At 58.9% G+C, this 25,194-nt stretch carries 23 protein-coding genes and 2 tRNA genes; 12 read left to right on the forward strand and 13 right to left on the reverse strand.

Annotated features, from left to right (window positions below; all coding sequences use genetic code 11):
- From ACF0H7_RS26615 to hemA, 4 genes are read right to left on the reverse strand one after another with little or no spacing between them, the layout of a single operon-like run.
- Entirely contained in the window at window positions 1-756 is a 756-nt protein-coding gene (locus ACF0H7_RS26615) for a molybdopterin-synthase adenylyltransferase MoeB (RefSeq protein WP_397449814.1), read from the reverse strand.
- Window positions 750-1,580, reverse strand: a complete 831-nt coding sequence (gene prmC / locus ACF0H7_RS26620) for a peptide chain release factor N(5)-glutamine methyltransferase (RefSeq protein WP_397449815.1) — start codon at window positions 1,578-1,580, stop codon at window positions 750-752. Before prmC ends, ACF0H7_RS26615 begins: the two co-directional genes overlap by 7 nt.
- Complete coding sequence (prfA, locus tag ACF0H7_RS26625; RefSeq protein ID WP_397449816.1) at window positions 1,581-2,663, reverse strand: peptide chain release factor 1; 1,083 nt, start codon at window positions 2,661-2,663, stop codon at window positions 1,581-1,583.
- Window positions 2,660-3,937: a glutamyl-tRNA reductase gene (hemA, locus tag ACF0H7_RS26630; RefSeq protein WP_397449817.1), complete on the reverse strand. Its 1,278-nt coding sequence runs from the start codon at window positions 3,935-3,937 to the stop codon at window positions 2,660-2,662. Before hemA ends, prfA begins: the two co-directional genes overlap by 4 nt.
- Window positions 3,938-4,166: 229 nt before the next feature.
- On the opposite strand from hemA, the gene ACF0H7_RS26635 reads away from it, so the two are divergent.
- The 8 genes from ACF0H7_RS26635 to ychF all read left to right on the forward strand — a co-directional run bounded on the left by ACF0H7_RS26635 (window position 4,167) and on the right by ychF (window position 11,069).
- On the forward strand, window positions 4,167-5,894 hold the full coding sequence (locus tag ACF0H7_RS26635; protein WP_397449818.1) for a tetratricopeptide repeat protein: 1,728 nt from the start codon (window positions 4,167-4,169) through the stop codon (window positions 5,892-5,894).
- A gap of 4 nt (window positions 5,895-5,898) precedes the next feature.
- Window positions 5,899-6,516 (forward strand): lipoprotein insertase outer membrane protein LolB, encoded by a 618-nt coding sequence (gene lolB, locus ACF0H7_RS26640; protein WP_397449819.1) that lies wholly within the window; start codon window positions 5,899-5,901, stop codon window positions 6,514-6,516.
- Window positions 6,517-6,518: 2 nt separating this feature from the next.
- The gene (ispE, locus tag ACF0H7_RS26645; protein WP_397449820.1) at window positions 6,519-7,370 is read left to right on the forward strand and encodes a 4-(cytidine 5'-diphospho)-2-C-methyl-D-erythritol kinase; all 852 of its coding nucleotides are present in this window, start codon (window positions 6,519-6,521) and stop codon (window positions 7,368-7,370) included.
- Between the two features lie 34 nt (window positions 7,371-7,404).
- Window positions 7,405-7,479, forward strand: a tRNA-Gln gene (locus ACF0H7_RS26650).
- Window positions 7,480-7,524: 45 nt separating this feature from the next.
- Window positions 7,525-8,466 (forward strand): ribose-phosphate pyrophosphokinase, encoded by a 942-nt coding sequence (locus tag ACF0H7_RS26655; RefSeq protein ID WP_397449821.1) that lies wholly within the window; start codon window positions 7,525-7,527, stop codon window positions 8,464-8,466.
- A 137-nt stretch (window positions 8,467-8,603) separates the two neighbouring features.
- Window positions 8,604-9,197 carry a 50S ribosomal protein L25/general stress protein Ctc gene (locus tag ACF0H7_RS26660; RefSeq protein WP_397449822.1) on the forward strand — a complete coding sequence of 198 codons (594 nt, stop codon included), beginning with the start codon at window positions 8,604-8,606 and terminating at the stop codon, window positions 9,195-9,197.
- A gap of 165 nt (window positions 9,198-9,362) precedes the next feature.
- Window positions 9,363-9,947, forward strand: a complete 585-nt coding sequence (gene pth / locus ACF0H7_RS26665; RefSeq protein WP_397449823.1) for an aminoacyl-tRNA hydrolase — start codon at window positions 9,363-9,365, stop codon at window positions 9,945-9,947.
- A gap of 21 nt (window positions 9,948-9,968) precedes the next feature.
- On the forward strand, window positions 9,969-11,069 hold the full coding sequence (ychF, locus tag ACF0H7_RS26670) for a redox-regulated ATPase YchF (protein WP_397449824.1): 1,101 nt from the start codon (window positions 9,969-9,971) through the stop codon (window positions 11,067-11,069).
- A gap of 193 nt (window positions 11,070-11,262) precedes the next feature.
- Here ychF and ACF0H7_RS26675 read toward each other — a convergent pair whose 3' ends face one another.
- The gene (locus tag ACF0H7_RS26675) at window positions 11,263-13,461 is read right to left on the reverse strand and encodes a methyl-accepting chemotaxis protein (protein ID WP_397449825.1); all 2,199 of its coding nucleotides are present in this window, start codon (window positions 13,459-13,461) and stop codon (window positions 11,263-11,265) included.
- Between the two features lie 173 nt (window positions 13,462-13,634).
- On the opposite strand from ACF0H7_RS26675, the gene ACF0H7_RS26680 reads away from it, so the two are divergent.
- Window positions 13,635-13,711: transfer RNA gene (locus ACF0H7_RS26680), tRNA-Met, on the forward strand.
- A gap of 211 nt (window positions 13,712-13,922) precedes the next feature.
- Here ACF0H7_RS26680 and ACF0H7_RS26685 read toward each other — a convergent pair.
- Both ACF0H7_RS26685 and ACF0H7_RS26690 read right to left on the reverse strand, forming a co-directional pair.
- Window positions 13,923-15,032, reverse strand: coding sequence for a DUF2817 domain-containing protein (locus tag ACF0H7_RS26685; RefSeq protein ID WP_397449826.1), 1,110 nt, complete (start codon window positions 15,030-15,032; stop codon window positions 13,923-13,925).
- Between the two features lie 156 nt (window positions 15,033-15,188).
- Entirely contained in the window at window positions 15,189-15,497 is a 309-nt protein-coding gene (locus tag ACF0H7_RS26690) for a DUF1272 domain-containing protein (RefSeq protein WP_397449827.1), read from the reverse strand.
- A 139-nt stretch (window positions 15,498-15,636) separates the two neighbouring features.
- Here ACF0H7_RS26690 and ACF0H7_RS26695 point away from each other — a divergent pair, with 139 nt between their 5' ends.
- A complete protein-coding gene (locus tag ACF0H7_RS26695; protein WP_397449828.1) occupies window positions 15,637-17,310 on the forward strand; it encodes a SulP family inorganic anion transporter in 1,674 nt (557 codons plus the stop codon).
- Here ACF0H7_RS26695 and ACF0H7_RS26700 read toward each other — a convergent pair.
- The 5 genes from ACF0H7_RS26700 to ACF0H7_RS26720 form a co-directional block, all read right to left on the reverse strand.
- Window positions 17,304-18,545 carry a TerC family protein gene (locus ACF0H7_RS26700; protein ID WP_397449829.1) on the reverse strand — a complete coding sequence of 414 codons (1,242 nt, stop codon included), beginning with the start codon at window positions 18,543-18,545 and terminating at the stop codon, window positions 17,304-17,306. The genes ACF0H7_RS26695 and ACF0H7_RS26700 overlap by 7 nt on opposite strands.
- Window positions 18,546-18,560: 15 nt before the next feature.
- The gene (gene hflC, locus ACF0H7_RS26705; RefSeq protein ID WP_397449830.1) at window positions 18,561-19,445 is read right to left on the reverse strand and encodes a protease modulator HflC; all 885 of its coding nucleotides are present in this window, start codon (window positions 19,443-19,445) and stop codon (window positions 18,561-18,563) included.
- Complete coding sequence (gene hflK, locus ACF0H7_RS26710; protein WP_397449831.1) at window positions 19,442-20,476, reverse strand: FtsH protease activity modulator HflK; 1,035 nt, start codon at window positions 20,474-20,476, stop codon at window positions 19,442-19,444. The genes hflC and hflK overlap by 4 nt, the downstream gene beginning before the upstream one ends.
- 149 nt (window positions 20,477-20,625) lie before the next feature.
- The gene (locus ACF0H7_RS26715; RefSeq protein WP_397449832.1) at window positions 20,626-21,102 is read right to left on the reverse strand and encodes a WbuC family cupin fold metalloprotein; all 477 of its coding nucleotides are present in this window, start codon (window positions 21,100-21,102) and stop codon (window positions 20,626-20,628) included.
- Between the two features lie 82 nt (window positions 21,103-21,184).
- A complete protein-coding gene (locus ACF0H7_RS26720; protein WP_397449833.1) occupies window positions 21,185-21,490 on the reverse strand; it encodes a hypothetical protein in 306 nt (101 codons plus the stop codon).
- A 354-nt stretch (window positions 21,491-21,844) separates the two neighbouring features.
- Here ACF0H7_RS26720 and ACF0H7_RS26725 point away from each other — a divergent pair, with 354 nt between their 5' ends.
- Window positions 21,845-22,720, forward strand: a complete 876-nt coding sequence (locus tag ACF0H7_RS26725) for a Kdo hydroxylase family protein (RefSeq protein WP_397449834.1) — start codon at window positions 21,845-21,847, stop codon at window positions 22,718-22,720.
- Between the two features lie 81 nt (window positions 22,721-22,801).
- Here ACF0H7_RS26725 and ACF0H7_RS26730 read toward each other — a convergent pair whose 3' ends face one another.
- Complete coding sequence (locus tag ACF0H7_RS26730) at window positions 22,802-23,401, reverse strand: flavin reductase family protein (RefSeq protein ID WP_397449835.1); 600 nt, start codon at window positions 23,399-23,401, stop codon at window positions 22,802-22,804.
- 375 nt (window positions 23,402-23,776) lie between these two features.
- On the opposite strand from ACF0H7_RS26730, the gene ACF0H7_RS26735 reads away from it, so the two are divergent.
- Complete coding sequence (locus ACF0H7_RS26735; protein WP_397449836.1) at window positions 23,777-25,135, forward strand: diguanylate cyclase domain-containing protein; 1,359 nt, start codon at window positions 23,777-23,779, stop codon at window positions 25,133-25,135.
- The last annotated feature ends 59 nt before the right edge of the window (window positions 25,136-25,194 follow it).

The following is a 25,194-nucleotide window of genomic DNA, read 5'->3' on the forward strand; positions in this document are numbered from 1 at the left end:
CTACTCATGCGCGGCCCCGCAGACACTGCACCCTGGATCGCGTTTGACCTTCAGTTCACGGAAACGGCTGGTCAACGCATCGATCAACATCAAACGCCCCACCAATGGCTCGCCAAAACCCGCGAGTAACTTCAGGGCTTCCAGTGCTTGCAGGCTGCCCACCAGCCCCACCAAAGGACCGACGACACCGGCTTCGCTACAGGTCAATTCCGCTTCGCTGCCGTGCCCGTACAGGCAGTGGTAACACGGGCTTTCTGCGCGCCGCGGATCGAACACCGACAACTGCCCTTCCAGGCGAATCGCCGCGCCACTGACCAGCGGTTTGCGTGCAGCGACACAGGCGGCGTTGACCGCTTCGCGGGTGCCGAAGTTGTCAGAGCAATCGAGCACCACATCCACCGCCGCCACCGCTGCCGCCAAACTGTCGGCGTCCAGCGCACTGCGATGAGCTATCAGCTTTACGTCCGGGTTGAGTGCCGTGAGGCGCGCAATCGAAGAATCGACTTTGCTCTGACCGACGCTGTGGCTGTCGTGAATGATCTGCCGCTGCAGGTTGGTCACGTCCACCGTGTCGAAGTCGGCCAGATGCAACTCACCAACGCCCGCCGCCGCCAGATACAGCGCCACAGGCGAACCGAGACCACCAAGGCCGACGATCAACGCCCGGCTTTGTTTCAGCCGCAACTGACCGTCGATATCAATCTGCCGTAACAGAATCTGTCGGCTATAACGCAGCAGCTCATCGTCGCTCAGCACGGGAGATGGCCGAGCGTAATGCGCTCGTGATCACCCAGATCGACGCGGCTGTGCACGCCTTCAAAGCCTTGGGCGAGCAACAGGTCACGCACGGCGGCAGCCTGATCGTAGCCGTGCTCCAGCAGCAACCAGCCACCGGCCTCGAGGTGCTGCGGCGCCTGGGCGATGATCACCCGCAGGTCATCCAGCCCGTCGGTGCCGGCCACCAGTGCGCTGCTCGGTTCGAAACGCACATCGCCGGCCACCAGATGCGGATCGGCCGAGGCGATATACGGCGGGTTGCTGATGATCAAATTGAAGCGCTGACCTTCAAGCGCGCTAAACCAGTGGCTTTCGATAATGCTGACGTTGTTCAGGTGCAGACGCTGGCGATTGCGCTCGGCCAACGCCACCGCTTCGGCAATCCGATCCACCGCACAAACCGCCCAGGCCGGACGCTCGCTGGCCAGGGCCAACGCTATCGCGCCGGTACCGGTGCCCAGGTCAAGAACCTTGGCCGGGGTGGCGGGCAGCAGTTCGAGTGCGGCTTCCACCAACAGCTCGGTTTCGGGACGCGGAATCAAGGTGTGCGGCGCCACTTCCAGGTCGAGCTTCCAGAAGCCTTGCTGACCGAGGATGTAGGCCACCGGCTCGCCATCACGACGGCGTTGCAGGTAAGCCTCGAAGGTCAACGCGGCCTCGGTGCTGACAATCCGCTCCGGCCAGGTGTGCAGAAAGCTGCGCGGTTTGCCCAACGCAGCCGACAACAATAACTCCACGTCCAGACGCGCGGTCGGCGAATCCGGCAGTTCGGCGCCTCTTAACAAGCTGGCGATAATCGTCATTTACTCACCCAATGCCGCAAGTTGATCGGCTTGATATTCAGCTAGCAACGGTTCTATCACTGCATCGACTCCACCCGCCAAAACTTCATCGAGGGAATACAACGTCAGGTTGACCCGATGGTCGGTCACGCGCCCTTGCGGGAAGTTGTAGGTGCGAATGCGCTCGGAGCGGTCGCCCGAACCGACCAACAATTTACGCTCACTGGCAATCGCGTTAGCCGCGGCGCTGGTTTGCTGATCGTTCAGCTTGGCCTGCAACCACGACATCGCCCGCGCGCGGTTCTTGTGCTGGGAGCGCTCTTCCTGGCACTCGACCACGATGCCGGACGGCAAGTGCGTGATGCGAATCGCTGAGTCGGTCTTGTTGACGTGCTGACCACCGGCACCGGACGAACGATAGGTATCGACCCGCAGGTCCGCCGAATTGATTTCGATGGCCATCTGCTCGTCGGGCTCAGGCAATACCGCCACGGTGCAGGCAGACGTGTGGATACGACCCTGGGATTCGGTTTCCGGCACGCGCTGAACCCGGTGTGCACCGGATTCGAACTTCAGCTTGCCGTAAACGTTCTCACCTTCCACGCGGGCGATGACTTCTTTATAGCCACCATGCTCGCCTTCGTTTTCCGAGAGGATTTCCAGACGCCAGCCACGACGCTCGGCGTAACGCGAATACATGCGGAACAGATCGCCGGAGAAAATAGCCGCTTCGTCACCACCGGTGCCGGCGCGGATTTCCAGGAACACGTTGCGCCCGTCGTTCGGGTCCTTGGGCAGCAGCATGCGCTGCAACTGACTTTCCAGCTCGACCAGTTGTTCCTTGGCGTCCTTGACTTCCTCGACAGCCATTTCACGCATGTCCGGGTCGCTGTCCTTGAGCAGCGCCTGCGCGCCGTCAAGATCACCCTGAACTTTAAGCAGCTGGTTGTAGGTGACGACGATCGGCTCGACTTCGGCGTACTCGCGGGAATAGGCGCGAAATTTGGTTTGCTCGGAAATGACTTCAGCATCACCAAGCAGTGCTGTCAGTTCCTCGAAGCGATCGTTGAGGATGTCCAGCTTATTGAGCAGTGAAGCTTTCATTGCGGGGGTTTATCCGTCGAGCCCTCACCGAGGGCAAAAAGTTCTTGGGCCATGGCCAGCGCATCGAGGCGGCCTTCGGCAGACAGCTTTTTCAGTTGCACGCTTGGGGCGTGCATCATTTTGTTGGTCAGACCACGCGCCAATTGCACCAGCACGTCTTCAGCGCTGCTGCCGTTGGCCAGCATGCGTTGCGCCTTGCTCAATTCGTCGTCACGCAAGCGCTCGCTTTGTTGACGATACGCCTTGAGCACGTCCACCGCCGCCAATTCGCGCAGGCGAAACATAAACTCGTCAACACCCTCGGCCACCATTTCTTCAGCCGCTTGCGCAGCGCCCTGGCGACTCTTGAGGTTTTCGGCGACCACTTCGTGCAGGTCATCGACGGTGTACAGGTAAACGTCGTCCAACTCGCCGACTTCGGGCTCGATATCACGAGGAACGGCGATATCGACCATGAAAATCGGCTTGTGTTTGCGCAACTTCAGCGCACTTTCCACCGCGCCTTTGCCCAGGATCGGCAATTGGCTGGCGGTGGAGCTGATCACGATATCGCTGTTGACCAGCTCCGCCGGGATGTCCGACAGCAACACCGCGTGAGCACCGAATTCGGCGGCCAGGATACTGGCACGCTCCAGGGTCCGGTTGGCGACCACGATGCGCTTCACCCCCAGTTCGTGCAGATGGCGGGCAACCAGGGTGATGGTTTCACCGGCACCGATTAACAACGCCTGACTGCGCTGCAGGTCGCTGAAGATCTGTTTCGCCAGGCTCACGGCCGCGAACGCCACGGACACCGGGTTTTCGCCGATGGCTGTGTCGGTGCGCACTTGTTTGGCGGCATTGAAGGTGGCCTGAAACAAACGGCCGAGCAATGGGCCGATGGTCCCTGCCTCGCGAGCGACCGCGTAGGCGGACTTCATCTGGCCGAGAATCTGCGGCTCACCCAACACCAGCGAGTCGAGCCCGGAAGCGACGCGCATCATGTGACGAACTGCCGCATCATCTTCATGCACATAAGCGCTCGCGCGCAGCTCTTCGACGCTCAAATGATGATAATCGGCCAGCCAACGCAGGATGGTTTCGGCCCCGATGTGATCCTGTTCGATGTACAACTCACTGCGATTGCAGGTCGAGAGGATCGCAGCTTCACGGCTGTCGGTGAGACGGCAGAGCTGCTGCAAGGCCTCAACCAACTGCTCAGGCGTAAAGGCCACGCGCTCGCGGACGTCTACGGACGCAGTCTTGTGGTTGATACCGAGTGCAAGGAAGGCCATTCAAGGTCGCTGATGGTGACGTGAAGCCGGCAATTGTCCTACTTCGACTGATTCAGAACAACCACCGTAGACTATTGTCCTTATAGAAGGGTTCACTGAAAAGCGGCGAACAGGGCGGTTTTCCATTGCTCCACCCGTCTGCCCAGTAGTTTTCGAACGGCCTGTGGGTTTGCTACTAGGCTTGTGTCATGATGATCCGACCGCAGGTAAAGTTGTCCTTTCCCCATATATGAATAGATCCTCCGCGTTATTCCTCGCCTTCGTCTTCCTGAATGGCTGCCAAATGATGGCTCCGGGTTCACCGGACGCTAAAAAGCCGGTGGCAGAGACGACTCCCGCACCTGCCGCCAAGCCGCAGGTCTACAGCTCATTCACCCCGGACACCGTGGTCAGCCTGCTGACGGCGGAACTGGCTGGACAGCGCAATCGCTTCGACGTAGCGCTGGACAACTATGTGACCCAGGCGATCAAGACCCAGGATCCCGGGGTTTCCGAACGCGCCTATCGCATCGCCGAGTACCTGGGCGCCGATCAGGCAGCGCTGGACACCTCGCTGATCTGGTCAAAAAACGACCCGGCCAACCCCGACTCACAGCGCGCTGCGGCGATCCAGCTGGCCCGCGCCGGGCGCTATGACGAATCCATGGTCTACATGGAGAAAGTCCTGCAAGGCCAGGGTGATACTCATTTCGACTTTCTGGCGCTTTCTGCCGCCGAAACCGATGCCGACACCCGCAATGGCTTGCTGAAAAGCTTTGACAACCTGCTGGTCAAATACCCGAAAAATGGCCAGTTGATCTTCGGCAAAGCCCTGCTCCTGCAGCAAAACGGCAACACTGATGTCGCCTTGAAGCTGCTGGAAGACAATCCACCCAGCGATGGTGAAATCGCGCCGATTCTGCTGCACGCGCGCATCCTGCAAGGGATGAATCGCGGCAAAGAAGCGATGCCGCTGCTGGAAAAAAGCATCAAGAAGTACCCGGATGACAAACGTCTGCGCCTGACCTATGCGCGCATGCTGGTCGAACAAAACCGCATGGAAGACGCCAAAGTACAGTTCTCCAGCCTGGTCCAGCAATTCCCGGACGACGACGAGTTGCGGTATTCGTTGGCGCTGGTGTGCCTGGAAAACAAAGCCTGGGACGAAGCCTCTGGCTATCTGGAAGACTTGATCAGCCGCGACAGCCACGTTGATTCAGCACACCTGAACCTTGGTCGAGTGGCCGAAGAACGCAATGACCCGCAAAAGGCCCTGACCGAATACGCTCAGGTCGGCCCCGGCAGCGATTACCTGCCAGCCCAGTTGCGTCAGGCCGATATCCTGATGAGCCACGGCCGCACCGCTGACGCCTCGAAGCTGCTGGCCTCGGCCCGCGATGCACAGCCTGATTATGCGATTCAGCTGTACCTGGTCGAAGCCGAGACCATGGAAAACAACAAGCAGAACGATCAGGCCTGGACCGTGCTGGGCAAAGCCTTGAAGCAGTACCCTGACGACCTGAACCTGCTCTACACCCGCGCCATGCTGGCAGAGAAACGCGATGACCTGTCGCAGATGGAAATCGATCTGCGGGCAATCCTCAAGCGCGAGCCTAACAATGCCATGGCCTTGAACGCGCTGGGGTACACCCTCTCAGACCGGACCACACGCTACGCCGAAGCCAAGGATCTGATCGAAAAAGCCCATAGCCTGAACCCGGAAGACCCGGCCGTCCTCGACAGCCTGGGTTGGGTAAACTACCGCCTGGGTAATCTCGACGAAGCCGAACGCCTGCTGCGACAAGCGCTGGAGCGTTTCCCGGACCACGAAGTCGCTGCTCACCTGGGCGAAGTGCTGTGGGCCAAAGGCAATCAGCGCGAAGCTCGCAAAGTCTGGGGCAAAGCCCTGGAACAACAACCTGACAGCCCAATTCTGCGCAGCACTCTGCGGCGCCTGACCGGATCAGAGACCCTTTAATTTTATGTTTTTGCGCCACGTTATCGTTTTCAGCCTGATTGCCCTGCTCGCCGGTTGCGCCGGATTCACCTCTCGCGAGGCCCTTCAGGGCCAGGGCGATCCCGCAAAGTGGCGCGAACATAAAACCCAACTGAGCAGCCTCGATGGCTGGCAGATCAACGGCAAGGTCGGTATTCGCGCACCACAGGACTCGGGCAGCGGCACGCTGTTTTGGCTGCAACGCCAGGACTATTACGACATTCGCCTTTCTGGCCCGCTGGGACGTGGCGCAGCCCGCCTGACCGGGCGTCCGGGCGCCGTCTCGCTGGAAGTCGCCAATCAGGGTCGCTTCGAAGCGAGCAACCCTGAAGAACTGCTGAAAGCACAATTGGGCTGGAAATTACCGGTATCACACCTTGTTTGGTGGGTTCGCGGCCTGCCTGCTCCGGACAGCAAAAGCAGCCTGACCCTGGACAGTGACAGCCGCCTCGCCAGCCTCGATCAAGACGACTGGCATGTCGAATATTTGAGTTATACCCAGCAGAACGGCTACTGGCTGCCCGAGCGCATCAAGCTGCACGGTCAGGACCTCGACGTCACGCTGGTGGTCAAGGACTGGCAACCTCGCAAACTGGGGCAATAAGCATGAGCGCCGATCGCCTGACGTTGCCTGCACCCGCCAAACTCAATTTGATGCTGCACATTCTCGGTCGCCGCCCCGACGGTTATCACGAACTGCAAACGCTGTTTCAGTTCCTTGATTACGGCGACGAACTGAGCTTTGCCGTGCGCGAGGACGGCGATATTCGTCTGCACACCGAGATCGATGGCGTTCCTCATGACAGCAACCTGATCGTGAAGGCTGCTCGCGCCCTGCAGAATCAATCCGCTTGCCGCCTCGGCATCGACATCTGGCTGAAAAAAGTTTTACCCATGGGCGGCGGAATCGGTGGCGGCAGTTCCGATGCGGCCACCACTCTGCTCGGCCTTAATCACCTGTGGAATCTCGGCTGGGACGCAGACCGCCTCGCCGCGCTGGGCCTTACGCTGGGCGCCGACGTCCCGGTTTTCGTGCGTGGCTACGCGGCTTTCGCCGAGGGCGTCGGGGAGATTTTGACCCCCGAATACCCCGAAGAACCGTGGTATTTGGTGCTTGTGCCGCAAGTGTCTGTAAGTACAGCAGAAATTTTTTCAGATCCGCTGTTGACACGTGACACTCCTCCCATTAAAGTGCGCCCCGTTCCCAAGGGAAACAGTCGAAATGACTGCTTACCGGTTGTAGCAAGGCGTTATCCAGCTGTACATAACGCCCTGAAATTGTTAGGTAATTATACCGAAGCAAGATTAACCGGAACTGGAAGTTGTGTGTTTGGGGCCTTCCCAAACAAAGCTGAAGCTGATAAAGTCTCGGCCCTTCTTACAGAGACCCACACAGGGTTTGTAGCAAAGGGAAGCAACGTTTCGATGTTGCATCGCGAGTTACAAGATCTGTTATAGGAATTGAGTGCTGGGCACTCAGCTATATCACTACAGGGGCGTCGCCAAGCGGTAAGGCAGCAGGTTTTGATCCTGCCATGCGTTGGTTCGAATCCAGCCGCCCCTGCCATTTTTATACTCATCCAGGTATACCCTCAGCCGGCAGGTACTGCGCGTGTCCAAGATGATGGTCTTTACGGGGAACGCTAACCCCGATCTAGCTCGACGCGTAGTTCGTCAGCTACATATCCCACTAGGTGATATCTCTGTCGGTAAATTTTCCGATGGCGAGATCAGTGCTGAGATCAACGAAAACGTTCGCGGTAAAGACGTTTTCATTATCCAGCCGACGTGTGCCCCAACGAACGATAACCTGATGGAACTGGTTGTGATGGCTGATGCCTTCCGCCGCTCTTCAGCTTCTCGTATCACGGCGGTAATCCCATACTTTGGTTATGCCCGTCAGGATCGCCGTCCGCGTTCCGCACGTGTGGCTATCAGCGCGAAAGTCGTTGCTGACATGCTCACCGTGGTGGGGATCGATCGTGTTCTCACGGTTGATTTGCATGCTGACCAAATCCAGGGTTTCTTCGATATTCCAGTAGATAACATCTACGGCTCCCCCGTTCTGGTGGATGACATTGAAGATCAACGCTTCGAAAACCTGATGATTGTTTCCCCGGATATCGGCGGCGTCGTGCGTGCACGTGCTGTTGCCAAATCCCTGGGTGTCGATCTCGGGATCATCGATAAGCGCCGTGAGAAAGCCAATCACTCTGAAGTGATGCATATCATCGGTGATGTCGAAGGGCGTACCTGTATTCTGGTCGATGACATGGTCGATACTGCCGGCACTCTGTGCCACGCAGCCAAGGCCCTGAAAGAGCATGGTGCTTCCAAGGTCTTCGCCTACTGCACACACCCTGTGCTGTCGGGTCGGGCTATCGAGAACATTGAAAATTCCGTGCTGGACGAACTGGTGGTGACCAACACCATCCCGTTGTCCGCTGCAGCACAAGCCTGTGCGCGTATCCGCCAACTGGATATCGCACCGGTAGTCGCCGAGGCGGTCCGCCGCATCAGCAACGAAGAATCGATCAGCGCGATGTTCCGCTAAGGGCCCTGCCCTAGGCTGCATCCCGTTGACGAAAAGCGCCCCGCCCCAACCATAAGTTGGTGCGGGGCTTTTTTGCCCATATCGCCTGAGCGCTGGTCGCAACCGCTGGGCGAATGTGGTTATTTTGGAGAAACAACATGAATGATTTTACCCTGAATGCTGAAGTGCGTTCCGACCTGGGGAAAGGTGCGAGCCGCCGCCTGCGTCGTCTCGCAAGCCTGGTTCCAGCTGTAGTTTACGGTGGCGAAAAAGCCCCTGAATCCATCAGCATGCTGGCTAAAGAAGTTGCCAAACTGCTCGAAAACGAAGCTGCTTTCAGCCACGTTATCGAACTGAACGTTGGCGGCACCAAGCAGAACGTCGTTATCAAGGCACTGCAACGTCACCCAGCTAAAGGCCACGTGCTGCACGCTGACTTCGTACGCGTGATCGCTGGTCAGAAACTGACCGCTCACGTACCTGTGCACTTCATCAACGAAGAAGCACCGATGAAGAAAGGCGGCGAAATTTCGCACGTTGTTGCTGAAGTTGAAGTGTCTTGCCTGCCGAAAGATCTGCCTGAGTTCATCGAAGTCGACCTGGCTAACGCCGAAGTCGGTTCGATCGTTCACTTGTCCGACCTCAAAGCACCTAAAGGCGTTGAGTTCGTCGCACTGGCTCACGGTAACGACCTGGCTGTTGCCAACGTTCACGCGCCACGCGTAGCACCTACTGAAGGCGCAGCTGAGTAATTCATTACTCGGTAGCGTTGGAGTTGCTCAGGAAACATCGCGAGCGATAGTCAGGCAATGCGGGCGAAATCGCGGAGTTTACATCATGGTAAATGAGCACATTTCGTCCACCATTGCCGCTACCCCAAGCGGTGTTATCCACAACTCCAAGGAAGAGCCCCTGTCGTGACTGCCATACAACTGATCGTTGGCCTGGGAAATCCAGGCGCCGAATACGAACAGACCCGGCATAACGCGGGGGCTCTTTTTGTTGAGCGTATCGCGTCGGCACAACGCATCAATCTTGTGGCCGAGCGCAAATTTTTTGGCCTGACCGGGCGCTTCAGTCACCAGGGTCAGGATGTTCGTCTGTTGATCCCCACCACGTATATGAACCGCAGCGGCCAGGCCGTCGCGGCGCTTGCGGGTTTCTATCGCATCCCGGTAGACGCCATACTGGTGGCCCACGACGAACTTGATCTGCCTCCGGGCGTTGCCAAGTTCAAACAGGGCGGCGGCCACGGCGGTCATAACGGGCTGCGCGACATCATCGCGCAACTCGGCAATCAGAATACCTTTCATCGCTTGCGGCTTGGCATTGGCCACCCAGGCGACGCCAGCAAGGTCTCCGGTTTTGTGTTGGGTCGAGCGCCACGCGCCGAACAGGACATGCTGGACGCCAGTATCGATTTTGCCCTCGGCGTGCTGCCGGATGTCTTCGCCGGGGAATGGAACCGCGCGATGAAAACCTTGCACAGCCAGAAGGCTTGACTAACTCCGAGGGGAAACACCATGGGATTCAATTGCGGCATCGTCGGCCTACCTAACGTCGGCAAGTCCACCCTGTTCAACGCCCTGACCAAGTCCGGTATTGCGGCAGAGAACTTTCCCTTCTGCACCATCGAGCCAAACACCGGTATCGTGCCGATGCCAGACTCACGCCTGGACGCCCTGGCGGCTATCGTCAATCCAAAGCGCATCCTGCCGACCACCATGGAATTCGTCGACATCGCCGGCCTGGTAGCAGGCGCGTCGAAAGGTGAAGGTCTGGGCAACAAGTTCCTGGCCAACATCCGCGAAACCGACGCTATCGCCCACGTGGTCCGCTGCTTCGAAGACGAGAACGTGATTCACGTTTCCAACAGCGTCGACCCGAAACGCGACATCGAAATCATCGACCTGGAACTGATCTTCGCCGACCTCGACAGCTGCGAGAAGCAACTGCAGAAAGTCACGCGTAACGCCAAAGGCGGTGACAAGGATGCAGTCGTCCAAAAGGGCCTGCTGGAACAACTCATCGCCCACTTCACCGAAGGCAAGCCTGCGCGCAGCCTGATGACCAAGATGGGCGCCGATGAGAAAGCCGTGATTCGTGGCTTCCACCTGCTGACCAGCAAGCCGGTCATGTACATCGCCAACGTCGCTGAAGACGGTTTCGAGAACAACCCGCACCTGGACGTGGTACTCGCGATCGCCAAAGAAGAAGGCGCTATCGTGGTTCCGGTGTGCAACAAGATCGAAGCTGAAATCGCCGAACTCGACGACGGCGAAGAGAAAGACATGTTCCTCGAAGCCCTGGGCCTCGAAGAGCCAGGCCTGAATCGCGTGATTCGCGCTGGCTACGAAATGCTGCACCTGCAGACCTACTTCACCGCCGGTGTCGAAGAAGTCCGCGCCTGGACCGTCCGCGTCGGTGCCACCGCACCACAAGCCGCTGGCGTGATCCACACCGACTTCGAAAAAGGCTTCATCCGCGCCGAAGTCATCGCCTATGACGACTTCATTCAGTACAAGGGCGAAGCCGGCACCAAAGAAGCCGGTAAATGGCGCCTGGAAGGCAAGGAATATATCGTCAAAGACGGCGACGTGATGCACTTCCGCTTTAACGTTTAAGTCGTAAAACGCCCAATAAAAAGCCCCGATTATTCGGGGCTTTTTCGTTTCTGTTGTGTCCAAATGCCAGGTGACTGACAGACCACTTTCGCCTGCAAGCCCGCTTGTGAAGGCGGTATACCTGTTATGGGAGCCAACTCGCTGGCATAGGCTGTGTAACAGGCGCCAGAGACTGTCTGCGAACAGGCCAAACTCACCCCAACTGAAAGCGCGCCGTGTTATCGCTCAACGCCCGGCTACCCTTGCTCAAGGTATCCGCTGCCTTATTCACCGCCCGCGCGCCATCGAGCAAACGACCGGCCGCCTGATCCACTTGCTGGATGTTGCCGCTGACTTCGTCGGCCGTCGCCGCCTGCTCTTCAACGGCTGTGGATATCTGCACCAGGGTGTCGGTCACGCCTTGCACGGCAGTGGCGATCTCGCCAAGGCGCAAGCCCAGCTCAGTGACCGACGCCGCGTCCGTCACCGCCTGACCACAGGCCGCGTCCATCAAACCGACCGCCTGGCTCACCGTGTTGCGCAAGCTGTCCACCGTCCCTGCGATCTGCGCTGTGGACGCCTGTGTACGCTGTGACAGGCTGCGCACCTCGTCGGCCACTACGGCGAAGCCTCTGCCCTGCTCGCCCGCTCTCGCCGCCTCAATCGCAGCATTGAGCGCCAGCAAGTTGGTCTGCTCTGCAATGCCGCGAATCGCATCCACCACCGACTGGATCTGCTGCCCTTGCTCGCTGACACGGCCCAGTGCTGCGGCGGTGTCCGTCAGGCGCAGATTGAGCTGCTTAATGCTCTCAGTAGTCCTGAGACTGTCACGGCTGCTCGCCTCGGCCACATGTCGGGTATTACGCGCACTGGTCGAGGCATTTTCACAACTTTTCGCCACGCCCTGGGACGTCGCGGCCAACTGCGTCGCCGCCGCCGCAATCTGGCTGATCTGCTGTTGCTGCTCCTCGACTTCATCCAGGGTGCGATTGGATTGGGCATTGAGCGTCTGCACCGCCCCGCTCAGTTGCAGGGTCTCGTGATCGACACCGCGCAAGCTGCTACGCAACTGCACCACCGCGACGTTCAGCGCAGTGCTGATTGCAGCCAGCTCGTCGCGCCCTTCTACGGCCACCTCAACACACAGGTTGCCGTCACGCAGCGACTGAGCCAGGGTGGTGATACCGCTGGCACTGCGGCGAATCGAAGCCTGCAAACAGACGAACAGATAAAGCGCCGCCAGCAACAGGCAACCAAACACCAGCGCCACCGGGATCAACTGGCGAATGGCTTGATCGTGGTAATAACCCAGACGCGCATCCAGCGACGTCAATGACTGGCGACGCAACGCAGAAAGATCCGTGAGCAAACCATCGACACTGCGCTCAAATCCGTCGGTCTTGAGGCTGATGCTGCCACCGAACAAGCCGTCGTCCAGCACTTTGAATTCGTTGTCCAGCCGTTGCTGGCTCTTACCGTACTGATCGGCCCAAGCCTGCATGCCCTGCGGCAATTTCGCCTGCAGAGAAGCACCGGTTTTGCTCAATTGTTCCCGTGCCTCGCCGAGACGACCACGCAAGTCGCGCATCTGCAAACGGCTTTGCATGGTGAACTGCCCCGACGCCACCGACGTTTGCCCGACGCTGGCCAACTGACCCACGCGCTGGATCAGGTCCGGTGCCTGCTGCGTCGAAATCTGCATCAACACATAGGTTTCGCGCCAAGGGTCGATGTTCAACCCACTGTCCAGAGCGATTTGCTCGCGCAGGTTTTGCAGCGCGGTCAACGCGGCGGTGAAACGATCGTAACCGTCCGGCCACCAACCCACTGTGCGCAAGGCCGCAGTATCAAGCCCGGTAGCCGCCTTTTGTAGCGTCTGGTAACGATTGAGGGTATCGGCCTGCGCACCTTCGTCGTGCAACACCGCCCCCACTTCAGTCAGCGCCTGAGCGATACCGGGGTTGGCGGCATCCAGTGCAGTCATGGCTTCACGGGCAGCCGGAGTCGGCTCATGCAGGATATCCGCAGCCTTCCAGCGCGCTGCCCGGTCACGCTGAGCGGCGAGCAAATCATCCAGCGTTTCCAGTGCCAATAACTGGTGCACCCCGGCCCGCTCGCCCCAGACCAGCGCAAACTTGTCCCGATAATCCTGCCCGATCATCCACAGACTGCCCACCAGCGGTAGCATGAACAACAAGAACAGCAGCTGAAATTTGCGCGCAAAGCCAAAACGCCCCAACAGGCGAATTCCCGGTGACAAAAGAGACTGCATCTCCAACCCCTCATCTCGCACCCTTCCACGGCTTATGACCCTGGTGATGCCTATGCAAAAAAAACCGCGGATCGCCGTTTTATATTCGATTTGTGAAGCAAGAATTGGACCGCACAAAATAGCCGTCCGGCAGAAGGCCATCACCCATTAGTCAGATTAAGATGGCAGGCAGATGATCGAGATCAAAAAAGCAGAAAGGAACAGGAAAACCGGGGGATTGCGCGCGTCAGAATCTAAGCGGTTGATCAGATACATAAATTTTTGCGAACAACGCTTGACACATACCCCTTCTCCGCGAATAATGCGCGCCACTTGGCTACATAGCTCAGTTGGTTAGAGCATAGCATTCATAATGCTGGGGTCCGGGGTTCAAGTCCCTGTGTAGCCACCAAGTACTAAAAAGGGCTTAGCGAAAGGTAGGCCCTTTTTTTATGGGCGATGGAAAACCATCGCCTGGCCCGGCTAATTGCCGAGCCTTTTGACCTTGCTAGATCACACTTTGATCGTGACTTCGCGATCGGTTCATGACGTTCTCCGCTGGCAATCACCCCAGCACTCTAGGGCTTTCTCAATGTCGGTTTTGCCTGAGTGTGCCTTTCAAATCAACCCACCCGCGCCAACGCCTCCAACCCTCGCTGCCAAATCTGCCGCGTCCGCACCCACACCATCTCCTGCCAGTCGCTGTCCGCCGGATAAAACTGCTCCAGCAGTCCCAGCTTGATCTCGCGCCCAACGCTGTCCAGCGGGTTACCGTGCAGGTGCAGCCATTGATCATCCCGCAGATGACGATGGACGTCTTCGCCCGGGTAGGTGCCGCATTCGATGACCAGCGGAATCAGGTGCACGTTCGGCAGGGCATCGAGCAGTGCTTGCGAGGTGTAGCCGGTGGCGGTGGCTGCGATGCCGGTGTCGCTGCTCAGGGTCTGCGCGCCGGTGAGGACGGTGTAGAGCCACGGTCCGTAGATTTTTTGGGCGTCGGGCAGTGCCGGGTAGGCCTGTTGCGCCACTGTCAGCAGCATCGGATGGCCGTAGGCACCGGCGCCGGTGTGCAGGTCGAAGCACAGGGCGGTTGTGGCCTGGGATAGGTGTTTTTCAATGATCGCGTGCAAGGTTTTGTTCGACCAGCTCGGTGCCAGACCACCGTAGAACAGGCCGTCGGGGTGGCTGTGTTGGCCACCTTCGACAATCGACATCACCGTCGGCCACCCCTGGGCCGCCACTCGTTCGTTGAGCTGTGCGTCGGCGCGCTCGCGTGCAGCGCCGTGCAGTTCAGTGCAGGCATAAATATCGTGCAGCGCCGCATAGGCTTGGTTATCGGGCAATGGGCGGCTGAAGTCCAGATGGTTGCGGTTCAGGTCGATGTTGTCTTCATTGACTCGGCGCAGCCAGGCGGTACCCCACGGGTTGATCAAATGGATCATCACCACGGCGGTATCGGCGGGCAGCGGACGCCTGCCGAATTCCTCAAGCCATTGGCGCTGGCAATTCGACCCGTAGTAGCCCTCGACCCCATGAGTACCGCTCAGGGCCACCAGCACGCGTTTGGCGCCGAGATCGCCCAGCACGGCGACATCAGTACTCAATGGCTCGCCGAACGGTCCTGCAAGCGGATGCGGGTATTCCGTCAGTTGCGCGCCAGCAGCGGTTGCCGCCGCCAGGAATTGTTCACGCAGGGCGCGATAGCTGGCCCGTGTAGGAAATTCGTTGCTCATCTTTACCTCTGCTCAATCCGACAGCCATGGCCAGACGCTTCGGCCGGTCATTGTTTTGCGCATAAGGTACCTCTATTTACTCGGTGTTGGCCTCTCTTGCGAGGCTGTCGCGTGTGCGTTGCCGACTGCGGCGCAATTGGGTCTCGGCCGTCATGTTCATCGCTGTTCCGGCGCGAGGGTGCCGATGGTCGCCACCAACTTTGCCTGGCGGCGTAGATCGACCGGTCGGTGCTTGACGCTGGTACTCATGGGATTGGCCGCCAGGGTATTGCCGCCGACGTCGACGCGGGACGGGCGAATCGGGCGGGGTGCGAAGCCTCCGCCGCAATTGGGGCAGACGTTATTCAATACTTTACTCACACACTCCGCGCAAAACGTACACTCGAAGGAGCAAATCAGTGCTTGAGTACTGTCGGCAGGCAATGGGGTGTTGCAATGTTCACAGCTCGGTCTGAGTTCAAGCATAAAGGCTCCTTGCGGTTAGGCATTTTGCGTATCCCGTACACACATTATTCTGTAACGCACACACATGCTCCAGCCCGATTGGGTCCGATTTCGAACATTTCAGGACATCGCTCCTCTCCTCTTCAGCAAGGCAATCTCGATGCCCGAACCACAACCGCAGTCAGAATCGGACAATACCTCAAAGCTCAAGCACCTCGCATGGCCCGATATTATTGCCGGGTTGTCGCTGGCCGGTTTGTTGCTGCCAGAAGCGGTGGCGTATTCGAGCATCGCCAACCTGCCGCCGCAGGCCGGGGTAATTGCGCTGTTCGCCGGGTTGCTGTGTTACGGCCTGATGGGCACCAGCCGCTTTGCCATTGTTTCGGCCACCTCGTCCTCGGCCGCCGTGCTGGCGGCGGCCTCGGCAACAATGGCCGGCGCGGATACCGGGCTGCGCTTGATGATCGCGGTGGCATTGGTGATGGTCACCGGCCTGCTGTTTACCGCAGCGGCACTGGCGCGCGTCGGCAGTATCTCGGCGTTTATCGCCAAGCCGGTGTTGCGCGGTTTTGCCTTTGGCCTGGCCATCGTGATTGTGTTGAAGCAGGTGGCCAGCGTGGTCGGTGTGAACCCGCAACACAGTGATCTTTTACGCTTTCTGCTGGAACTGGGCAGTCAGATCGGCCACTGGAACTGGCCGGCCGTGGCGCTGGCCGTGAGCGCCTGGGCGCTGTTGCTGCTGTTTGCGCGAGTGCCGCATCTGCCGGGCGGATTGCTGGTGATCATCCTCGGTATTGTTGCGGGCCAATGGCTGAACTTGCCGCAGTACGGCATTGATCTGGTGGGTTCGATTGATTTGCAACTGACCGCACCGACACTGCCCTCTCTGACTTACTCGCAATGGTTGCGCATCGGCGAACTGAGCGTGGCCATGGTGCTGATTTTGTATGCTGAGTCCTACAGCTCGATTCGCAGTTTCGCGATGAAGCATGGCGACAGCGTCTCCCCCAATCGCGACTTGCTGGCCTTGGGTGCCGCCAATCTGCTGTCCGGACTGTTCCACGGCATGCCGGTGGGCGCGGGTTATTCCGCCACCGCCGCCAACGAAGCCGCGGGGGCGACCACCAAGCTGGCGGGCTGGGCGGCGGCGCTGACCTTGCTGGTGGTGGTGTTGACCTTGTTGCCCAGCATTGCGCTGACGCCGGAGCCGATTCTGGCTGCGATTGTCACCTACGCCGTCGGACACACCTTACGTCCCGCAGTGTTCGCGCCCTACTTCACTCTGCACCGTGATCGGCTGGTCGTGATCGCCTCGGTGCTGGCAGTCCTGGTCTTCGGCGTACTGGACGGGCTGCTGGCGGCGATTGCCTTCAGTCTGGTGATGATGTTAAGACGTTTGTCGGACTCAGCCGTAACGGTGCTGGCCCAGCTTGATCATGGCCACGATTACGTCAGCACAACCTTGCACCCTGAAGCGCAAGCGATCCCCGGCCTGCTGATTTTGCGCCCCGACACCGCGCTGTTCTTCGCCAACGCCGAACGCGTACTGGCACAAGTGCGCACGTGCATCAGCGCGGCGGGCGACCACGTGCACACGGTCATCATCAGCCTTGAAGAGTCGCCGGATCTGGACGGCTCCAGCGTGGAGGCGTTGCAGGATTTTTGCACCGCGATGATCGGCGAACACAAACACCTGCTGTTCGCGCGCCTGAAGCCACCGGTGCAACAGGTGTTGATTCGAGCTGCCATTGCCGGCTTGCCGCTGGAAACCTGGGGGGCACTCAGCGTCGACGACGCGGTCAGCGTTGCTTTGAAGTTGCGCGAAGGTCAGTGACTGCGCACGCATTGGATTTGCGAGAAGCTGCCGCCGCTGAGGGTGACCACGTTGTTGCTGGTTTTTTCGATTTCGTTCGGTGGCGTGAGGCGTAAATCACGCACTGCGGCTGCCGGATTTTCCCACAGAATCTTTTGCAGGCTAACGTAGCCAGACGCCTCGCCATTGCCCGTCGCGATGCGAACGGTGCTGCCGCCTGGACGGTAGTAGACCGTGGCAATCGAGCCCGGACACACGTAGGCGCTGTCCGACATCGGTTTGGGCAACAAGCCACCTGCCAGACTGCCGATGACACTGAATAACAACCACGCCGCTATAGAAATGCCGCCAAGGCCGAGCAATACCCGAACCGGGCCGCTCAGGAATATGCGCGGGCGCGTGGGCGTTTTGGCATCAGTTGCGAGCGGGATTTCATCGCCGACAACGACCGTCACTTTTGGCGTATCGAGCAGCAAAACCACCGCAGGTTGCTCAAGTACCAGGACTTCGCTGCGCGAGGGAATCGCCTCCTCCGCGAGTGTGATTTTTCGCAGCCGTGGCGCAGGCTTCGGCACCAGCGGACGACGCTGACGAATAATCCTCGCCTGCAATACGACAAATACTGCGCACAGCAACGGCACCACCAAGTTAAGCGCTGGCGACTGAGTGTTGATCCAGTGCGTCAACACCGGATCGGTCATCGCGATATCGCCTGCCACGTAGCCCAGCAGTGCGCCACCCAGTAGCACCAACAGCGGGAAACGTTGCAGCAAGCGGGTGATTTGCAGGCTGCCAAACATCAGCAGCGGCACACTCAGCAATAACCCCAGCGCCAGATAGAAAATGCTGCCCTGGGCCACAGCCGCCAACCCGACCACGTTGTCCATGCTCATCACCAGATCGGCAATCAGCACAGTGGCCACAGCGCCCGACAAGGTGGTCGAAATATTCTCGGCAGGGCCGCTGTCTTCGTCGGCCCCCTCGTCGATCAGCAGCTTGATGGCGATAAAAATCAACAGCCCGGCGCCTACCAGCTTGAGGTACGGCACCAGCAACAGCCAACCGGCCAGGGTGGTCAGCAGCACGCGCAACACAATGGCCGCGCTGGTCCCGATCATCACCGCTTTCTTCACCTGCTCCGCTGGCAGCCCGCGACAGGCCAGGGCGATAACCAAAGCGTTATCCCCGGACAGCACCAGATCCAGCAGTGATATCTGGAAAATCATACTGATCGCGTGCAGTAAACCGTCAAACATCGTGGTGCTCGCGCCTTATTTGCTGGGGGCGGTCGTAGCGGGACCGGTGCGAAATTGCTTGAGAAACTCGGCATCCGGGGTCAGCACCAGCGTCGGCTGGCTCTCGGCCAGCGCTTGCCGATAGGTTTGCAGCGAGCGATACAACTTGTAGAACTCCGGATCCTTGCTGAACGCCGCCGAAAGAATCTGGTTGGCCTCGGCGTCCGCTTCGCCATGGGTAATTGCCGACTGCCGTTGGACTTCGGACAGCAGCACCGTGCGATCGCGATCGGCCTTGCCCTGAATCTGCTGCGCCCACTCGAAACCCTGTGCTCGCAACTCTTTGGCTTCACGCTGGCGCTCGGATTTCATCCGGTCGTAAATCGCCTGGCTAGCCTCGAACGGCAAATCGGCACGGTGCAAACGCACTTCGGTCACCTCTACGCCCAGCCCGAGGGCTTTCTCCGCGACGTCTTTCTGGATGATCGCGACTTCAGTGCGACGCTCGTCCGACAGCAACGAGCGCAGCGCCACCTGGCCCAACTCGCGGCGCAACGATGAACTGACCATCTGCGTCAATTGCGCGTTGGCCTGATCCAGCGTGCCCACCGTCTGGTAGAAGCGCAGCGGGTCGCTGATGCGGAAACGGGTGTAGGTTTCGACTTCGATCCGCTTCTGGTCGCCGAGGATGATTTGCTCGGCCGGCGAGGTCAGCATCTGCAAACGGCTGTCGTAGAACACCAGCGAGTCACTGAACGGCACCTTGAACTTCAGCCCCGGCGCCCCCGCCACGCCCATTGGCGCGCCGAATCGAATGATCAACGCTTGCTGGGTTTCGTCGACCACGTACACCGACGCCGCCAGGGTCCAGAGTGCGGCCAGTCCAAGCCCGGCCGCCAGCCACTTCAAGGTCGGGCTCATGGTTTGCCATCCTTCTGCACGGTCTTGCCCGAATCGGACAGCGGCATGTACGGCACAACGCCGGACATCCCCTTGCCAGAGGAATCGATGATGACTTTGGAGGCCTTTTTCAGCACTTCATCCATGCTTTCCATGTACAGGCGCCAGGTGGTGACGTCCTTGGCTTGCACGTAGCTGTTATAGACCGACAGGAAGCGTTTGGCCTCGCCCTCGGCCAGATTACCGACCTGGGCCTTGTAGGCTTCTGCATCCTGGGCGATACGTGCCGCGTCGCCACGGGCGCGGGGAATGACGTCGTTGGCGTAGGCTTCTGCCTCGTTGCGTGCACGCTCCTGATCGGCCCGAGCACGTTGCACGTCGTTAAAGGCATCGATCACTTGCGGCGGCGGATCGACCCGCTGCAACTGCACCTGAGTCACCAGAATCCCCGCCTGATCACGGTCCAACAATTGTTGCAGCAAATCGCGGGTCTCGTCGGCGATCTGCGCGCGCTTGTCAGACATGGCCGCCTGAATCGGCGTGCGGCCGATGACTTCGCGCAAGGCACTTTCGGCAGCCATTTTTACCGAGCGCTCGGGATCGCTGATTTTGAACAGGTATTGCCCGGCGTCTTTGATGCGCCAGAACACCGTGCAATCGGCCTCGACGATGTTTTCATCACCGGTCAGCATTTGTTTGTCGCGGGAGCCACTGTTGCCGGACACAGGCGTTGAACTGGCAGTGCCCAGTTGTAACTGGTTGACCTGGGTCACCTTGGGCAGCAGCACGTTTTCAACAGGATAAGGCAGGTGGTAATGCAGGCCGGAGTCGGTCGTGTCGGCCCAGCGGCCAAAGCGCAGTACTACGCCTTGTTCGTCCGGTTGCACCTTGTAGATGCCCGAGGCGATCCATGCGAGGAAAATCAGCCCGCCGACCAGCGCCAGACCTCGGCCCTTGAGGTCCAGAACAGCGATGCTGTAATTGATGTGTTCACGCAGTCTGGCCGACGAACTGGCGGCTTCAACCGGAACAGGGGCGGGGCTATCGGTCATGCGCTTGCTCCGACATGCAACCCCGATGGCGGGGTGCCGAAGCCGGGCAGAATACCTGAACCACCGGGCGTCGTCACTGACGTGGATCAGCTGGAAAAGACGCCCGCACCGCTTTGGGGACGGGCTGTCTTGTCTGCGCCGGTCTTGCCTTAAACGTCGGAGAAACGCTGGCCGATTTGCGCCGTGGCGTACCACGCCATCAGCGTCGCCACTGACGAGTGGCCTTCGGCGTCGGACCAAGGCGCAAAATCTTCTTCCGCGATCGGCATGTACGGGCCGTGTTTCACTTCAAAGATCACCCCGCCCACGTCCAGCGACAGCACGGCATGCCAGCAACCGGCAGGAGTTTCCAGCACCGCGCAGTCTTCACCGAGCACGGTGCGCTGAATCACTTGGCCGGAGTCGTCGAAATTGAGCACGAGGAAACGACCGCTCAACGGGTAGAGCAATTCCCAAGTGTGGGGGTGGCGGTGGGGGCGCACATAAGTGCCTGGCTCCATGGCGATGGCCAGGCGCTGGATCGGGTCCGCCAGTTCAACATGCAAGTTGCGATTGGCGCGCAGGCGTGGCGATTGCTGAGCCTGAGCGGCAAGAGCATTGAGGTCTGCGGGGGTGATCTGCTTCATTTGAGGTTACCGGGACAGGCAAAGGAGCCAATTATGTCCCAGCCCGCTCGAGTGCACCATGTGCGGTGTGCTCTGCGGAAGATCAGATCAGCTGTGAAGACTGTCGACGCAGCAATTGCAGCAGGATCAACGGAAAAACCAGGCCGAAAACGACCGCGCTGCCGGGCATGCCCTCACGGCCGAAAATACCGAACGCACCGCCAAACAGAATCGCGGCCAACCCCGGTACACCCAACGCGCAAATCAACATAGCGTGCTTACCGAAGAATCGCTTCAAAGAGCCATTGGCATTGAATACACACATCAACCAGAGATGCATCCAGATCACGATCGTTGTCAGATACAGACTAAGATGCAGCAAGTCCCTGATCAGCCCATTACTGTGCATTGGCGCGCACTCCTCAACATTCCTTCACTCTACAGACCCGCCATGCGTCGCATCAATGCGCACTACAGGGCGGCACAGGATACATGATCGACGCCCAACCAGAGTTTTAAACGATAGAAAAACAGTCACCGTGGCGCGTGACTAGTTCCCTCACTACAGGCTGTCTGGCTGCCAGACAGCGCCGGCCTTGAGCCAAATCAATTGCCCTTTGCAGCACTAATTTGTAGGCTATGTGGCTTGAGACATAATCACTTACATCCTTGCCCAGCGCTGATGACAACATTTTCGGCACACTCACTACATAGCCAGTCCTAGTAACTGTGCGCGCACAAGCGTTACACCGGAGACAAGTACATGACTGAAATTGTCAGTCTACCGATCACGTCGTGGGACCAGCCCATCAGCAGTGAGCAACAGACACTGGCCATCGATGCGCTGGAGTCCGGCAACGTCGTTTTGCTGCCGCAACTGCCGTTTGTCGTCCGTGACGACGAGCGCCCGCTGCTTGAATCGGACGTCATGCAAGGCATCAAGAATGTCAGCCTGTCGCCGTCCAACGGCAGCTTCAAAGGCAGCAAAGGCAGCGAAGCCGAGCAGCAACAGTTGCAAGCCATGATGATGCGCTTCGCCACGGCGACCAGAACCCTGGCCAACAACCTGCTTAGCCCTTACGAACACGGTTTGCAGCAGGCACGCGCCAGCTTCCGCCCAGTGGAAATTGCCGGTCGCCCGACGTCGTGGCGTAAAGACGATACGCGCCTGCATGTGGATAACTTCCCGTCTTCGCCGACCCTGGGCAAGCGAATCCTGCGGGTCTTCAGCAACATCAATCCGAACGACCAGCCGCGCGTCTGGCGCCTGGGTGAACCGTTCGAGAGCGTTGCCAAGCGCTACCTGGCGTCGGTGCCGAAACCCATGTGGGGATCGAGCGCGGTGCTCAATGCGTTAGGCATCACCAAATGCCCGCGCAGCGCGTACGACCACTACATGCTACGCCTGCACGACAGCATGAAAGCCGACTTGAAATATCAGGCCGAAGTGGATCAGCACGAGCAGTTGTTTCCCGCCAACACCACCTGGATGGTGTTCACTGACCAGGTGTCGCACGCGGCCATGAGTGGCCAGTTTGTCCTGGAGCAGACCTTCCTGCTGCCGGTCGAATTCCTGCGTCACCCTGCCCAGGCTCCGCTGCGAGTGCTTGAGCGCCTGACGGGGCGTGGTTTGGTGTAGGAGCGAACTTGTTAGCGAGAGCGGTGTGTCAGGCAAACCCTCTCGCTAACTAGCGAGCTCCTTCAGAGACGTCCCATAACATCAGGCGTCCAACGGCTTCCCGGCAACCGGATCACCGATGGTCAGGAAATTCCCTCCGGCCACATGGTGCAGCGTTCGCAATTCATCATGCCCCTCGAAATGCCAGCGTCCGTCCGAGAACACCCGCTCATCTGCCTGCGCCGACACCACTTCCGCCAAAAACAAATCGTACGTCTGCTGGGTATGCGGTTCAGGCAATAACCGACATTCCAGCCAGGCCACGCAGCCCTCCAGCAATGGTGCATCGACCACTTCGCCGACGAAGGTTTCCAGGCCATAGGTGGCAAACTTGTCTTGCCCTTGGCCCTGACTCAGCTCAAGTCCAGAGGTAGAACCCACGGCCTGCACGATATCGGCCTGCGCGACGCAAGGAACGTTGAGCACAAAGGTACCGGTCGCCTCCAGCAGCTGACGAGTCCAGGTCGACTTATCCAGCACCACGGCAACTTTGGGCGGTTCGAAGTCCAAGGGCATGGCCCAAGCCGCGGCCATGATGTTGCGCTGCTCGCCATGGGCGGCGCTGACCAGGACGGTGGGCCCGTGGTTGAGCAGACGGTAGGCCCTGGACAATGGAACCGGACGGCGGTGAGAGGCTGCCATGAATGAGTCTGCTCCAGACATAAAGGAAAAAATTTGCCGGCGATCATAGCCCATCGAATGAAAAATATTGAACAGTCGCTCACTTGATAAGCCCGCCTTCGCCGTTAAATAACCACAACGTCCATCCCTGATTTTTTTATAAAAAAACGAACTATCCGATGAATGACACCGTTTGGATTTGCCCTTTTGTTTCAGTCACTTAACTCATCAACCTGGTAATCGATCCTCACCATGAACGGTTAACTCTCTGTCTTTAAAAATGGATCCAATTTCACACATTGAAGAGCATGCTGTGCATTAGCTACTATTGACTGCTACCTGACTCAACGGATATCGGGCGTTGCCCATTAATTCTTCAAGGCAGTCAGTCCCTTCATGGAAAAAACCTGCGTACCGTTGAACAACGTCGTCGACCTAATGCTTGATGCGGTTTGCGTGGCCGACAAACAAGGACGCTTCGTTTTTGTCAGCGCAGCCTGTGAACGGATCTTCGGCTACACCCCCGAGGAGATGGTTGGTCTCTATGTCGTCGACATGGTGTTACCCGAGGACCGCGCCCGAACCATGGCGGCCGCCGACAAAGTCTCATCCGGCGAGCCACTGCCGCATTTCGAAAACCGTTACGTGCGCAAAGACGGGCAAATTGTGCATGTCATGTGGTCGGCACGCTGGTCGGAGGCCGATCAACTCAGGATCGGTGTTGCTCGCGATATCACCGAGCGCAAACAGGCCGAGTCACTGCAGACCGCGTTGTACTCAATTTCCGAGGCGGCCCACGCGGCCGAAGATTTGCTCGCGCTGTTCCAGCGCATCCACCAGATCATTGGCGAATTGCTGCCAGCCATGAATTTTTCCGTGGTGCTGTACGACGAAAAGCACGATCAACTGGATTTTGCCTACCATGTCGACGAGTTGGAGCACACCTCCCCGCGCGCGGTTGCCGGCTCACTGAGCGCCGAAGTGATTCGGCGCGGTCAACCGTTGCGCCTGACACCGGAAACCGTACACATACTTCCCGAAGCGATACGTGCGCTGGTCGAAACCGATTCGCAATACTGGCTCGGCGTGCCGTTGCATTCTCATCGTGGAACCATCGGCGTGCTGGTAGTCAGGGGCCGCGCGACGTCTTGCCGCGACAGCGAGAAGGATCTGGAGTTGTTGCAGTTCGTTTCGACGCAGGTTGCCGCCGCCATCGAGCGCAAGCAACTGCAGGCGCGCCTGCAATACATGGCGCAATACGATCAGCTGACGCACCTGCCCAATCGCGGGCTGTTCCATGACCGGCTGCAGACTGCACTGGCCAGGGCGCGGCGCGAACAAGGGCAATTCGCCCTGCTTTACCTGGATATGGATAAATTCAAACAGGTCAACGACACCTTGGGTCATGCCGTCGGCGACCTGTTGTTGCAAGAGGTGGCCAAACGCCTGAAGCACTGCGTACGAGAAGTCGATACGGTGGCGCGGATCGGTGGCGACGAGTTTCTGGTGCTGCTGGAAAATATCCAGCGGGTCGATGACGCAATGCTGGTGGCGGCGAAAATCCATCAGGAACTCGACCGACCGTTGGTCCTCGACGGTTACGACCTGAGTGCGCGGATGAGCATCGGTATTGCGCTGTATCCCGAACACGGCACCGAGGAAAAACAACTGCTCAAGCACGCCGACGCAGCGATGTACCAGGCGAAGAAAAACGGCAGTCATTTCTGGCATCCGACCGTGTGCAATTCGGAATGACACCTAGCGCGAGGGGGTCTCTGACAGCCACTTCGCAAAGTGAAAAAACGATATCAAAA

Origin of the sequence: Pseudomonas sp. NA-150 (assembly GCF_044336365.1) — a bacterium.
Taxonomy (GTDB): domain Bacteria; phylum Pseudomonadota; class Gammaproteobacteria; order Pseudomonadales; family Pseudomonadaceae; genus Aquipseudomonas.

Coding starts and splice junctions, on each gene's coding strand:
- prmC (WP_397449815.1), bottom strand. CDS start 1,580: ATGACGATTATCGCCAGCTTGTTAAGAGGCGCCGAACTGCCGGATTCG.
- prfA (WP_397449816.1), bottom strand. CDS start 2,663: ATGAAAGCTTCACTGCTCAATAAGCTGGACATCCTCAACGATCGCTTC.
- hemA (WP_397449817.1), bottom strand. CDS start 3,937: ATGGCCTTCCTTGCACTCGGTATCAACCACAAGACTGCGTCCGTAGAC.
- ACF0H7_RS26635 (WP_397449818.1), top strand. CDS start 4,167: ATGAATAGATCCTCCGCGTTATTCCTCGCCTTCGTCTTCCTGAATGGC.
- lolB (WP_397449819.1), top strand. CDS start 5,899: ATGTTTTTGCGCCACGTTATCGTTTTCAGCCTGATTGCCCTGCTCGCC.
- ispE (WP_397449820.1), top strand. CDS start 6,519: ATGAGCGCCGATCGCCTGACGTTGCCTGCACCCGCCAAACTCAATTTG.
- ACF0H7_RS26660 (WP_397449822.1), top strand. CDS start 8,604: ATGAATGATTTTACCCTGAATGCTGAAGTGCGTTCCGACCTGGGGAAA.
- ychF (WP_397449824.1), top strand. CDS start 9,969: ATGGGATTCAATTGCGGCATCGTCGGCCTACCTAACGTCGGCAAGTCC.
- ACF0H7_RS26675 (WP_397449825.1), bottom strand. CDS start 13,461: ATGGCCTTCTGCCGGACGGCTATTTTGTGCGGTCCAATTCTTGCTTCA.
- ACF0H7_RS26685 (WP_397449826.1), bottom strand. CDS start 15,032: ATGAGCAACGAATTTCCTACACGGGCCAGCTATCGCGCCCTGCGTGAA.
- ACF0H7_RS26690 (WP_397449827.1), bottom strand. CDS start 15,497: ATGCTTGAACTCAGACCGAGCTGTGAACATTGCAACACCCCATTGCCT.
- ACF0H7_RS26695 (WP_397449828.1), top strand. CDS start 15,637: ATGCCCGAACCACAACCGCAGTCAGAATCGGACAATACCTCAAAGCTC.
- ACF0H7_RS26700 (WP_397449829.1), bottom strand. CDS start 18,545: ATGTTTGACGGTTTACTGCACGCGATCAGTATGATTTTCCAGATATCA.
- hflC (WP_397449830.1), bottom strand. CDS start 19,445: ATGAGCCCGACCTTGAAGTGGCTGGCGGCCGGGCTTGGACTGGCCGCA.
- hflK (WP_397449831.1), bottom strand. CDS start 20,476: ATGACCGATAGCCCCGCCCCTGTTCCGGTTGAAGCCGCCAGTTCGTCG.
- ACF0H7_RS26715 (WP_397449832.1), bottom strand. CDS start 21,102: ATGAAGCAGATCACCCCCGCAGACCTCAATGCTCTTGCCGCTCAGGCT.
- ACF0H7_RS26720 (WP_397449833.1), bottom strand. CDS start 21,490: ATGCACAGTAATGGGCTGATCAGGGACTTGCTGCATCTTAGTCTGTAT.
- ACF0H7_RS26725 (WP_397449834.1), top strand. CDS start 21,845: ATGACTGAAATTGTCAGTCTACCGATCACGTCGTGGGACCAGCCCATC.
- ACF0H7_RS26730 (WP_397449835.1), bottom strand. CDS start 23,401: ATGGCAGCCTCTCACCGCCGTCCGGTTCCATTGTCCAGGGCCTACCGT.
- ACF0H7_RS26735 (WP_397449836.1), top strand. CDS start 23,777: ATGGAAAAAACCTGCGTACCGTTGAACAACGTCGTCGACCTAATGCTT.